Here is a 12203-nt window from a genome sequence, read left to right as displayed (position 1 = left end):
TTGGGATGGCTCGCGTGATTCACTCAGGCGGCTCAGGTGATTCAGGCCGCGCTCACGCGGGTCTTGCGCGTCACGCCCTGCGCCTCGGGGGCCTGCATCACCGTCCAGTAGACGATGCGCAGTTCGCCCTCGAAGGTTTCGACGAGCGCCGAGAGGCTCTCCACCCAGTCACCGTCGTTGCAATAGAGGATGCCGTCGATCTCGCGGATCTCGGCCTTGTGGATATGGCCGCAGACCACGCCGTCGCAGCCGCGCCGGCGCGCCTCGTCGGTCATCACGCGCTCGAATGACGAGATGAAGTTCACGGCGTTCTTGACCTGGTGCTTGAGGTACTGCGAGAGCGACCAGTACTGGAATCCCAGCCTCGCGCGCACGCGGTTGAACCAGCGGTTCAGCACGAGGATCACGGTGTAGGCCGAATCGCCGAGATAGGCGAGCCACTTGGCGTGCTGAATCACACCGTCGAACAGATCGCCGTGCACGACCCACAGGCGCTTGCCGGCGAGAGTCGTATGGAACGCTTCTTCGCGCACGTGGATGTCGCCGAACGCGAGGTTGCAGAACTGGCGCGCGCCTTCGTCGTGGTTGCCGGGGATGTAGGTCACGTGGGTGCCCTTGCGCGCCTTGCGCAGGATCTTTTGCACGACGTCGTTGTGCGCCTGAGGCCAGTTCCAGCCCTTGCGCAACTGCCAGCCGTCGATGATGTCGCCCACCAGATACAGATACTCCGACTCGTTGTGGCGCAGGAAGTCGAGCAGATAGTTCGCCTGGCAGCCGTTGGTGCCGAGATGAATGTCGGAGAGCCAGATCGTGCGGTAACGATGCGGGGCGGGATGATCGTCGTCGCGGGCGCTCGGGGAAGGCGCGTCATTCAGCGGCAATGGCAGGGGCAGGGTGGGCGTCGCGGCGCCCGGACCGGGATGGAAGGCGGCGGGATCGGCGCCCGGACCGGTGGTCTGCCGGAGTAATGAGGTCGCGGACGTCTTCTGGGCCATGGCTCGCGCGGCAGGTTGCAATACGCGCATTGCGCCATGGGGGCATGACGTCGCCGTGACAGTCACAAGAAGGTCTTGTTACGCAGTCCTTGCGAGATGCGAGGAGGGGGCGCGAAGCCGCGTGGGGGCTGGCGCCGGCGTGGCTGCCTCGCGCGAACGGCGGCGCGCTCGCGCTGTGACGTGACGATTTGATGACGTTGCGGCGCGCAGACGCTCGACTGCGCGCTATTGCGTGTGAGTGCGCGTGATCGCTCTCTATTGCCCTTGATTGCGCGTGGCGATCCGGGCTGGCCCTGCGGCCCTCTTTGCTTACCTCGGCACGGAGACGATGCGCGTCCCGGCGATGCGATCGTGCAGGAACTGGCGCCCGGGTGTGAAGCGCGCACTGGCGGTCCACGCCGCGAACCAGAAGGCTTCGAGCACGAGCGTGTGCGGCACCGTGAGGTTCAGGAGCGGGTGCAGCGCGAGCGGCGGCAGGAACCACAGCCACGCAGCGAGGTAGCGCAGCGTGGCGCGGGCGAGCGAGGGCGGGGCGCCGTCGGGGCCGATCACGCGCAGGCGCCACGTCTTCATCGGCAGGGTCTGCCCGCCGCGATGCCACAAGCCGACGAAATAGACACCGGCCACGAGAGCGATCCACGCAGCCATCAGCCGATGGTGGGTGTAGCCGTTGCGTTGCTGCAGGACGAGGCTGAACGCGAGGCCGGCGACAAAGATCACGCCGAAGAGCAGCACGCTCTCGTAGAGGAGCGCGGCGAGCCTGCGGCGCACGGTGACGGGCGCCAGGGCAGAGGCGGGTGTTTCGGCTGGCTCCTGGAAGCCGGTCTCTGCGTGTGCCACGGGCGATGCATCAGGCGGCGCTCCGTTTGCGGATGGCGAGCGTTGCGCAAGGCTCACGGCGGTCTCGGTGGCACTGACGTGTTCGGTCACGGGGCGGCGTCGCACTGGCGGAGAGGCGATAAGGGACGGGACACCGTGAGGATAACCGCAAGTGGCGGCCACCGCGAAGGGCGGCGATGAGTAACGCGGGAAAATGCAGGAAAACGCGCTGGGGCGGCGCGAGCGACGATGCGCCCGGGCGAGCCCGAAAACGCGCAAGCGCACCGCGCGCGGAGCAACGCAAGCCGAAGCGCTGTGCGCTCAGGACCCCTTGAACGCCGCGGGCGCCTCGGCGGGCGACACGGGCACGGGAATGGCCGGCTCGAAGCTGTCTGCCGCGGGGATGCTGGCTGCGAAGGCCGAGGCGGGCGGCGTGGCGAGCTGTCCGGAGGTGCCGGGCTGCCCCGGCATCGCGGGCGCGGACGAGGGCACGCCAGGCGCACCCGAGGCGCCGGAAGCCGTGCGCGCACGCACGCGGTGCTCGCGTTCGTTCACGAGCCGCTCGATGTCGCGGATTTCGCTCTTGTTGCCGCTCGGCGGCGCACTGACCACGGTCCGGCGCTTGCGCTCGCTGGCGGCGAGGCGCTCTTTCTGTTCTTCGGAGAGTTGCTGGTAGGCCTTCCAGGCGCGCTGACGCGCCTGGGCGGTCATCTCCTTGGACGCCTGATAGTTCTCGCGCGCGACGCGCCGTTGCTCAGGCGTCATGCGTACCCATTCGGTCATGCGTTCCTGCAGGCGCTTTTGCTCATCAGGCGACATCTTCGGGTAACGCGCGGCGATCTTTAGCCATTTACGTTTCCGTGCGTCGCTGAAGGTATCCCATTCGCTGACGAAGGGCGCGAGCGCGACGCGCTGCGCGTCCGAGAGGCGCGCCCAGGACAGCGGGCTGACGCTGCCGGGCAACGGTATGGCAGGCGTGGCTTCAGCGGTGGGCGCCTGGGCTTGCGCGGGCGCCGCTGCCGCAGCGGGCTCGGCCGCCGGCTCGGGATGAAAGCGCGGATACGTCGCCGCATACGACACGAGTGCCGCGACCACAGATCCAATGACAACGGCCAGGCCGCGCTTGTAACTCACCCCGTGAATCTCCCGCTTCAGTGCGCGCGTGACAGGTACGCGTTAAACCCGTGGTCGAGGTAGGCCGTGAGCGGCAGGTCGTCGCTCAGCATGGCCGCGTCGATATCGGCGAGTTCCGCAGTGCGTTGTTGGTCTTCGAAATACGCAATGGCGAACAGGCCCGCCACGAGTGCCGCGAGCGGCCAGGCGAGCGCGAAGCGCGCAAGCGCCGAACGCCGGCGCGGCGCCTTGAGACCGCCCTGCGCGGCACCGGGCAGCGTGCCCACGCCCGCGGCGGCAAACGACGGCACGCGCACGAACACCGGCTGCTCGGCCTTCTTGTGGCCAAGCGCGGCCTTGCGGGCGGCGGCGAGACGGTCAGTCGTGGCGGCAGGCAGGCTCGCGGCGCTCTCGTCGAGCGCGCGGCGCATCGCCTGCACGAACTCTAAATCTTTATTTTCGAGGGCGGAGCTCATAGCGTGATTCCTTTGGCCTTGAGCGCTTGAGCCAGCGTGTGGGTGGCCCGCGAGCAGTGCGTTTTCACGCTCCCTTCGGAACAACCCATGGCGGCGGCGGTTTCGGCGACATCCATATCCTCCCAGTAACGCATGAGAAACGCCTCCCGTTGACGTGCCGGTAATTTCTGGATCTCTTCGTCGATCAGGTTGAGCACCTGCGCGCGCTCGAGCTGCTGCTCGCTGCTTTCCGCGCCCGCCGATCCCGATTCTGCCTCGAAGGTCTCGAGGATGTCGAATTCCTCGTCCTCCGAGTTGCCGAGCGAGGAAAAGAGGCTCACCCAAGTATTGCGTACTTTCTGCCGACGAAAATAATCGTGCATCGTATTTTGCAGAATACGCTGGAAGAGCAGGGGGAGTTCGGCGGGGGGGCGGTCTCCGTATTTTTCCGCGAGCTTGATCATCGCGTCCTGCACGATATCGAGCGACGCGTCGTCGTCGCGCACGGCGTAGACCGTTTGCTTGAACGCGCGTCTTTCGACGCCCGCCAGAAAATCGGCGAGTTCCTTATCTGATGCCATCCGTTGCAGGGCGCCGCCAGGTGGGACGCGTAATCGTTTGAAAAATGTCGTAAAACTCGCGGATGCTAGCAAATTTTCGCGCGAGAGGGGTAGCCGGCGGCATGTGCGCTACATCAAGTTACCGTGCCGTGCGCCGCGCGAAAGCCGCTGGACGGGCTGTTGCGGGCATCGCTCGCGCAAGCCGGCGAGCGGGTTGCGCGCGAGTTGGGCATATACGCAACGTTTATGCCCGCTGCTCTAAAAAGCGGCAATTATCGCTTGACCGAACCATGATGAAACGATATCGTCGATGGTTCGCAACATAAGTGACTTGTCTCAATTCAGGTGTGGCCCATGAGGCTCATCTGTCAACTGGACGCGCCGCTTGAACCCGAGCCACAAGCCCGGCAGAGAGCACCCGATCAATTTTTTGCCGAAAATTCGAAAGGTGAATGATGAATATGCCCAGCGCGGAATTCTCCACGTCGGTCCCCCCTTCGCAAGAATCTGACCCCCAAGCTCATACGTCCATCGGCGGAACCGTGCTGATGAAGGCGCTCGCCGACGAGCAGGTCGAATTCATTTGGGGCTACCCCGGCGGCTCGGTACTCTACATCTACGACGAGCTGTACAAGCAGGACAAAATTCAGCACGTTCTCGTGCGCCACGAACAGGCAGCCGTGCACGCGGCCGATGCCTACTCGCGCTCGACCGGCAAGGTCGGCGTGTGTCTCGTGACCTCGGGGCCTGGCGTCACCAATGCGGTGACGGGCATCGCGACGGCCTATATGGACTCGATCCCGATGGTGATCATCAGCGGCCAGGTGCCTACCGCCGCGATTGGTCAGGACGCCTTCCAGGAGTGCGACACGGTCGGCATCACGCGTCCCTGCGTGAAGCACAACTTCCTCGTGAAGGACGTGCGCGATCTCGCCGCCACCGTCAAGAAAGCTTTCTACATTGCGCGCACCGGCCGTCCCGGCCCCGTGCTGATCGACATTCCGAAGGATGTGTCGAAGACGCCGTGCACGTATGAACCGATCAAGAGCGTCTCGCTGCGCTCGTACAACCCGGTCACCAAGGGCCACTCGGGGCAGATCCGCAAAGCGGTCTCGCTGCTCCTCTCGGCCAAGCGTCCGTACATCTACACCGGCGGCGGCATCATCCTCGCGGATGCGTCGCGCGAGCTGAACCAGTTCGCCGACCTGCTCGGCTACCCGGTCACGAACACGCTGATGGGTCTGGGCGGCTATCGCGCGAGCGACCGCAAGTTCCTCGGCATGCTCGGCATGCACGGCACCTACGAAGCCAACATGGCGATGCAGCACTGCGACGTGCTGATCGCAATCGGCGCACGCTTCGACGACCGTGTGATCGGCGACCCGGCGCACTTCGCCTCGCGTGCGCGCAAGATCATTCACATCGACATCGACCCTTCGTCGATCTCGAAGCGTGTGAAGGTCGATATTCCTATCGTCGGCGACGTCAAGGAAGTGCTCAAGGAGCTCATCGAGCAGCTCCAGCACGCCGAGCACGGCCCCGATACGGAAGCGCTCGCCGACTGGTGGAAGGACATCGAAGGCTGGCGCGAGAAGAACTGCCTGAAGTTCGACCGTTCGAGCGAAATCATCAAGCCGCAGTACGTGGTGGAAAAGGCGTGGGAGCTCACGGGCGGCAATGCGTTCGTGTGTTCGGACGTCGGCCAGCACCAGATGTGGGCCGCGCAGTTCTACCGCTTCAACCAGCCGCGCCGCTGGATCAACTCCGGTGGCCTCGGCACGATGGGCTTCGGCCTGCCGGCGGCGATGGGCGTGAAGATGGCGCACCCCGACGACGACGTGCTGTGCATCACGGGCGAAGGCTCGATCCAGATGTGCATTCAGGAGCTGTCGACCTGCAAGCAGTACGACACGCCCGTGAAGATCATTTCGCTGAACAACCGCTACCTCGGCATGGTTCGCCAGTGGCAGCAGATCGAATACAGCAAGCGCTATTCGCATTCGTACATGGATGCGCTGCCCGACTTCGTGAAGCTCGCCGAAGCGTATGGCCACGTTGGCATGCGGATCGAAAAGACGGCTGATGTGGAGCCGGCGCTCAAGGAAGCGCTGCGCCTGAAGGACCGCACGGTGTTCCTCGATTTCCAGACCGACCCTTCCGAGAATGTCTGGCCGATGGTACAGGCCGGCAAGGGCATCACCGAGATGCTGCTCGGCTCGGAAGACCTCTAACGGTATTTGCACGGCGCCGCAGCAACCTCGCGCGGCGCGCGTCCACACAACGGGCGCGCGGGTTCGCGGGGAAGGGCGGCAGCCTCGTCAAACTGGATAAATCGTGGAACCCATCATGAGACACATTATTTCCGTTTTGCTGGAAAACGAGCCGGGCGCACTCTCGCGCGTGGTCGGCCTCTTCTCCGCACGCGGCTACAACATTGAAACCTTGACGGTGGCACCGACCGAAGACCATTCGCTGTCGCGCATGACCATCGTTTCCATTGGCTCGGACGACGTGATCGAACAGATCACGAAGCATCTGAACCGCCTGATCGAGGTGGTGAAAGTGGTCGACCTTACCGAGGGCGCCCACATCGAACGCGAGCTGATGCTGATCAAGGTAAGGGCGGTCGGCAAGGAACGTGAGGAGATGAAGCGGATGGCGGACATTTTCCGCGGCCGCATCATCGACGTCACCGAAAAGACTTATACGATCGAACTGACGGGGGCGAGCGACAAGCTCGACGCGTTCATCGAAGCGATGGACGCCGCCGCCATTCTCGAAACCGTCCGTACGGGCGGCTCGGGCATCGGGCGCGGAGAGCGCATTCTGAAGGTGTGACCCGACCCCAGTCGATCTTGCACCGGAACTTGACCGGATGCTGCGCCCCCGGGCGCGGCATCCGGTGCAGCAAAGCTAATAGCAGTAACGAATTCACCCAGACTCTCGCCAAGGAACCAACATGAAAGTTTTCTACGACAAGGACGCCGATCTCTCCCTCATCAAGGGCAAGCAGGTCACGATCATCGGTTACGGCTCGCAAGGCCACGCCCACGCGCTGAACCTGAAGGACAGCGGCGTGAACGTGACGGTCGGTCTGCGCAAGAACGGCGCATCGTGGAGCAAGGCTGAGAACGCCGGTCTGCAGGTCAAGGAAGTGGCCGAAGCGGTGAAGAGCGCCGACGTTGTCATGATGCTGCTGCCGGACGAGCAGATCGCCGACGTCTACGCGAAGGAAGTCCACGCGAACATCAAGAACGGTGCAGCGCTCGCGTTCGCACACGGCTTCAACGTGCACTACGGCGCGGTGATCCCGCGTGCGGATCTGGACGTCATCATGATCGCCCCGAAGGCGCCGGGCCACACGGTTCGCGGCACCTACTCGCAAGGCGGCGGCGTGCCCCACCTGATCGCTGTCCACCAGGACAAGTCGGGCGCAGCGCGTGATATCGCCCTGTCGTACGCAGCAGCGAACGGCGGCGGCCGTGCCGGCATCATCGAAACGAACTTCCGCGAAGAAACCGAAACTGACCTGTTCGGCGAACAAGCCGTCCTGTGCGGCGGTACGGTCGAGCTGATCAAGGCTGGCTTCGAAACGCTGGTCGAAGCAGGTTACGCGCCGGAAATGGCGTACTTCGAGTGCCTGCACGAACTGAAGCTGATCGTCGACCTGATCTACGAAGGCGGCATCGCGAACATGAACTACTCGATCTCGAACAACGCCGAGTACGGCGAGTACGTGACGGGCCCGCGCGTTGTCACGGCCGAGACGAAGAAGGTCATGAAGGACGTCCTGAAGGACATCCAGACCGGCGAATACGCGAAGAGCTTCATCCTTGAAAACAAGGCTGGCGCGCCGACGCTGCAATCGCGCCGCCGCCTGGGCGCCGAGCACCAGATCGAAACGGTCGGTGCCAAGCTGCGCGCGATGATGCCGTGGATCGCCGCAAACAAGCTCGTCGACCAGTCGAAGAACTAATCTGACGGTGCCGTTCTGCCCGTGCGTGCGGGTTTTTCCCGTCGCACGGCACGCAGTATCAAAGAAAGCCGCCCAGGTGGGATGAACCCTGGGCGGCTTTTGCTATCCTACGGTTTTTAAAATAACAGCGAAGCCACCATGAATTACCCTCATCCGATCATCGCGCGCGAAGGCTGGCCGTTCATCGCCATTGCGGCCGTCGTCGCGCTCCTGATCCATGCGGTCGCAGGCTTCGGCCTTGCATGGCCGTTCTGGCTGATCCTGGTCTTCGTCGTCCAGTTCTTCCGCGATCCGCCGCGCCCGATTCCCACCCAGGCCAACGCCGTGCTGTGCCCGGCCGACGGCCGCATCGTTGCGGTCGAAACCGCACACGACCCGTACGCCAACCGTGAAGCGCTCAAGATCAGCGTGTTCATGAACGTGTTCAACGTGCACTCGCAGCGCTCGCCCGTGGACGGCGCCGTCGCGAAGGTCGAATACTTCCCGGGTGCCTACCTGAACGCCGCCATCGACAAGGCCTCGACCGAGAACGAGCGCAACGCCGTCGTGCTCACGATGGCCGATGGCACGGCCGTCACCTCGGTGCAGATCGCCGGCCTCATCGCGCGCCGCATTCTCTGCTACGTGCGCGCCGGCGAGCCGCTCTCGCGCGGCCAGCGCTACGGCTTCATCCGCTTCGGCTCGCGCGTGGACGTGTATCTGCCGGTGGGCAGCCGCCCGCGCGTGTCGATCGGCGAAAAGGTCTCCGCCTCGTCGACGATCCTCGCCGAACTGCCTACGCAATCCGCATAAGGAGGGCAGCGATGGCCGGATTCAAACCGCGTCGACCCCGTAATCCCGCTGGCGCGCCGCTACCGCGCCCGTTTCGCCGCAACAAGGCGGTGCAGGAGCCCGTGGTGGGCGCGGCGGCGAGCCGCCGCGCCGCGCGCCAGGACTTCCTGAAAAAGCGCGGCATCTACCTGCTGCCCAATGCGTTCACGACCGCGGCGCTGTTCTGCGGCTTTTTCGCGGTGGTGCAGGCGATGAACGTGCGCTTCGAAGTGGCGGCCATCGCCATTTTCGTGGCGATGGTGCTCGACGGCATGGACGGGCGCGTCGCGCGCATGACGCATTCGCAGAGCGCGTTCGGCGAGCAGTTCGACAGCCTGTCGGACATGGTCTCGTTCGGCGTCGCGCCCGCGCTCGTGATGTACGAGTGGGTGCTCAAGGACCTCGGGCGCTGGGGCTGGCTTGCGGCCTTCGTCTACTGCTCGGGCGCCGCGCTGCGCCTCGCGCGCTTTAACACCAATATTGCCGTGGTGGACAAGCGCTTCTTCCAGGGCCTGCCGAGTCCGGCCGCGGCGGCGCTGATCGCCGGCTTCGTCTGGCTCACGACCGACAACCGCGTGCCCGTGAAGCTCGCCTGGCTGCCGTGGGTGGCCTTCGTGCTGACGATCTACGCAGGTGTGACGATGGTCTCGAACGCGCCGTTCTATAGCGGCAAGGCGCTCGACGTGCGGCACCGCGTGCCGTTCGCGGCCACGCTGCTCGTGGTGGTGGCGTTCGTGCTGGTCTCGTCCGATCCGCCGCTGATGCTGTTTGGCCTGTTCGTGCTCTATGGTCTCTCGGGCTATGTGTTCTGGGCCTGGCAGGGCGTGCGCGGGCGCACGAACCCGGCGCGCTCCTCGCCGCGCGAGCGCTAGGGCGCCGAAGTCAGGCAAACGGACGAAGGGCTGCGCGCGAGCGCGGCCCTTTTTATTTTGTCCACCGCGAGTGCAGGCCCGCGCCAATTGCGCTATCGCCGGATTCCGGCTATAGTCGGCGGCATGGACACCATCCAGTTCTCCCCCTCTCTTCTTCAAGCCGGCGCGCTGCTAAGCACGCTAGCGCTAGCGCGCCTGCCGCGCTGATCTCGCTCGCCCTCCGTTAGCTTCGTTCATTGTCAGCGTCGCCACCGGTGGCGCGAACACCCAAAATCCGTTTTTAGACACTGAACAAGTCCCCCTGGAGACCCGAAATGGCAGCAGACAAGCTCATCATTTTCGATACGACGTTGCGTGACGGCGAACAATCGCCCGGTGCGTCGATGACGAAAGAAGAGAAGATCCGCATTGCGAAGCAACTCGAGCGCATGAAGGTCGACGTCATCGAAGCGGGCTTCGCAGCCAGCTCGAACGGCGACTTCGACGCGATCCAGACGATCGCCGGCATGATCAAGGACAGCACGATCTGCTCGCTCGCCCGCGCGAACGACAAGGACATCCAGCGCGCCGCCGACGCGCTCAAGCCCGCCGACCATTTCCGGATCCACACGTTCATCGCCACCTCGGCGCTGCACATGGAGAAGAAGCTGCGCATGTCGCCCGAGCAGGTGCTCGAGCAGGCGAAGCTGGCCGTGCGCTACGCGCGCAAGTTCACGAACGACGTGGAATTCTCGCCCGAAGACGGCAGCCGCTCGGACATGGACTTCCTGTGCCGCGTGCTGGAAGCCGTGATCAACGAAGGCGCAACCACGATCAACATCGCCGATACGGTCGGCTACGGCATTCCGGAGCTCTACGGCAACCTCGTGAAGACGCTGCGCGAGCGCATCCCGAACTCGGACAAGGCCGTGTTCTCGGTGCACTGCCATAACGACCTCGGCATGGCGGTGGCGAACTCGCTGGCCGGCGTGCAGATTGGCGGCGCACGCCAGGTGGAGTGCACGATCAACGGTCTGGGCGAGCGCGCGGGCAATACCTCGCTCGAAGAGATCGTCATGGCCGTGAAGACGCGCAAGGACTACTTCGGCCTCGACCTTGGCATCGACACCACGCAGATCGTGCCGGCCTCGAAGCTCGTCTCGCAGATCACCGGTTTCGTCGTGCAGCCGAACAAGGCCGTGGTGGGCGCGAACGCGTTCGCGCACGCGTCGGGCATCCACCAGGACGGCGTGCTCAAGGCGCGCGACACCTACGAGATCATGCGCGCGGAAGACGTGGGCTGGACCGCGAACAAGATCGTGCTCGGCAAGCTCTCGGGCCGCAACGCATTCAAGCAGCGCCTGCAGGAACTCGGCATTCAGCTCGACAGCGAAGCCGAGTTGAACCAGGCATTCGCGCGCTTCAAGGAGCTGGCCGACCGCAAGTCGGAAATTTTCGACGAAGACATCATCGCGATCGTCACCGAGGAATCGGCCGAGGCGCAGGAGAAGGAGCACTTCAAGTTCGTCTCGCTCGCGCAGCACTCGGAGACGGGCGAGCGTCCGCACGCACGCGTCGTGTTCTCGGCGGACGGCAAGGAAGTGACGGGCGAAGCGGCGGGCAACGGCCCGGTGGACGCGACGCTCAACGCCATCGAAACCGAAGTGGGCAGCGGCTCGGAGCTGTTGCTGTACTCGGTGAACGCGATCACGACGGGCACCCAGGCGCAGGGCGAAGTGACGGTGCGTCTGTCGAAGGCCGGGCGTATCGTCAACGGCGTGGGCACCGATCCGGATATCGTCGCGGCTTCGGCCAAGGCGTATATCTCGGCGCTCAACAAGCTCTACTCGGGCGACAAGCTCAACCCGCAGCGCTCGTAAGCGCAAGGGCAGCGGGGCGTTCCGTCCCGCTTTGCCCACGCTTTGCGCCGCTTTGTCCAGCTTCGCGCCGGTCAAATGAAAAGCCCCCGTGCTCGCGAGAGCGCGGGGGCTTTGTCTTGTCTGGCGTCTGGCTGGCGATGCGTGCCAACGCCTTTGGCGCTCAGAAAATGCTGCGCCGGTCGGGATCGTGCAGAGGATCGGGCGTCTTTTGCGTGAGGCGCAGGATGCCCTGGTCGTCGAAATAGAAGCTGTAGAGCATGTACCAGACGCCGTCCTCGAGGTAGCGATAGGTCCAGGCCTCGCGCTTCATCAGCGGGAAGTAGGCGGTCTCTTCCGGGCGGCCGAAGTTCACGAGCACGTCGGTGCGCGTCCATGTGCCGATCTCGGCTTTATAGAACTCGTTGGGCTGCAGCACCTGGCGCACGCTGACGACCTTGCCGCTGCCGTCGATGTCGGCGGCCACGGTGGTTTCGCCCATCGGCTGGGTGGGCCACATCAGGCGCTTGCCGCCGTTGGGCAGGTCGTAGACCTCGCGCGGCTGGCCGAAGCGGGCGATCACGGCCTGGGCGTCGTCGCCCGCATGGAATTGCTGCCACGGCTGCACGCAGCCGGCCAGGGCGAGCGCGCCCATGCCGGCGACGAGCGCCCGGCGCGTGGCGCGCGGCAGGCGCGTCGCGATGGCGGATGAAAGACGGTTGAGCATGAAGTCCCCCCGATTGCACGTCTGTGCACGTGTGCGATGGG

General features: G+C 64.6%; 12 protein-coding genes. 6 read left to right on the top strand and 6 right to left on the bottom strand.

The window, feature by feature from the left end; genetic code table 11:
• Nucleotides 1-41: 41 nt before the first annotated feature.
• From E1956_RS13360 to E1956_RS13340, 5 genes are all read right to left on the bottom strand, one after another.
• Nucleotides 42-995: a UDP-2,3-diacylglucosamine diphosphatase gene (locus E1956_RS13360; RefSeq protein WP_134749539.1), complete on the bottom strand. Its 954-nt coding sequence runs from the start codon at nt 993-995 to the stop codon at nt 42-44.
• 309 nt (nt 996-1304) lie between these two features.
• Nucleotides 1305-1835 (bottom strand): RDD family protein, encoded by a 531-nt coding sequence (locus E1956_RS13355; protein WP_134749537.1) that lies wholly within the window; start codon nt 1833-1835, stop codon nt 1305-1307.
• Between the two features lie 300 nt (nt 1836-2135).
• A complete protein-coding gene (locus E1956_RS13350; RefSeq protein ID WP_134749535.1) occupies nt 2136-2948 on the bottom strand; it encodes a DUF3106 domain-containing protein in 813 nt (270 codons plus the stop codon).
• Nucleotides 2949-2965: 17 nt separating this feature from the next.
• Entirely contained in the window at nt 2966-3403 is a 438-nt protein-coding gene (locus E1956_RS13345) for a DUF3619 family protein (protein ID WP_028218532.1), read from the bottom strand.
• Entirely contained in the window at nt 3400-3963 is a 564-nt protein-coding gene (locus tag E1956_RS13340) for an RNA polymerase sigma factor (RefSeq protein ID WP_134750609.1), read from the bottom strand. Before E1956_RS13340 ends, E1956_RS13345 begins: the two co-directional genes overlap by 4 nt.
• A 434-nt stretch (nt 3964-4397) precedes the next feature.
• Between E1956_RS13340 and E1956_RS13335 the strand changes: the two genes are divergently transcribed.
• From E1956_RS13335 to E1956_RS13310, 6 genes are all read left to right on the top strand, one after another.
• Nucleotides 4398-6173 carry an acetolactate synthase 3 catalytic subunit gene (locus E1956_RS13335; RefSeq protein ID WP_134750607.1) on the top strand — a complete coding sequence of 592 codons (1776 nt, stop codon included), beginning with the start codon at nt 4398-4400 and terminating at the stop codon, nt 6171-6173.
• A gap of 115 nt (nt 6174-6288) precedes the next feature.
• Nucleotides 6289-6780: an acetolactate synthase small subunit gene (gene ilvN, locus E1956_RS13330; protein WP_134750605.1), complete on the top strand. Its 492-nt coding sequence runs from the start codon at nt 6289-6291 to the stop codon at nt 6778-6780.
• A gap of 121 nt (nt 6781-6901) precedes the next feature.
• Nucleotides 6902-7918: a ketol-acid reductoisomerase gene (ilvC, locus tag E1956_RS13325; protein ID WP_028218528.1), complete on the top strand. Its 1017-nt coding sequence runs from the start codon at nt 6902-6904 to the stop codon at nt 7916-7918.
• Nucleotides 7919-8056: 138 nt separating this feature from the next.
• Nucleotides 8057-8710 (top strand): phosphatidylserine decarboxylase, encoded by a 654-nt coding sequence (locus E1956_RS13320; RefSeq protein WP_133199542.1) that lies wholly within the window; start codon nt 8057-8059, stop codon nt 8708-8710.
• Between the two features lie 11 nt (nt 8711-8721).
• Nucleotides 8722-9600: a CDP-diacylglycerol--serine O-phosphatidyltransferase gene (gene pssA / locus E1956_RS13315; protein WP_134749533.1), complete on the top strand. Its 879-nt coding sequence runs from the start codon at nt 8722-8724 to the stop codon at nt 9598-9600.
• 314 nt (nt 9601-9914) lie between these two features.
• The gene (locus E1956_RS13310; RefSeq protein ID WP_134749531.1) at nt 9915-11459 is read left to right on the top strand and encodes a 2-isopropylmalate synthase; all 1545 of its coding nucleotides are present in this window, start codon (nt 9915-9917) and stop codon (nt 11457-11459) included.
• Nucleotides 11460-11619: 160 nt separating this feature from the next.
• On the opposite strand, the gene E1956_RS13305 is transcribed toward E1956_RS13310, so the two are convergent.
• Nucleotides 11620-12162: a hypothetical protein gene (locus E1956_RS13305; protein WP_197732791.1), complete on the bottom strand. Its 543-nt coding sequence runs from the start codon at nt 12160-12162 to the stop codon at nt 11620-11622.
• Nucleotides 12163-12203 lie beyond the last annotated feature (41 nt).

This window comes from Paraburkholderia pallida, assembly GCF_004524855.1.
Classification (GTDB): Bacteria; Pseudomonadota; Gammaproteobacteria; order Burkholderiales; family Burkholderiaceae; genus Paraburkholderia; species Paraburkholderia oxyphila.
Note: the sequence above shows the minus strand (reverse complement) of the source record. Positions and strands in the feature narration are given on the sequence as shown.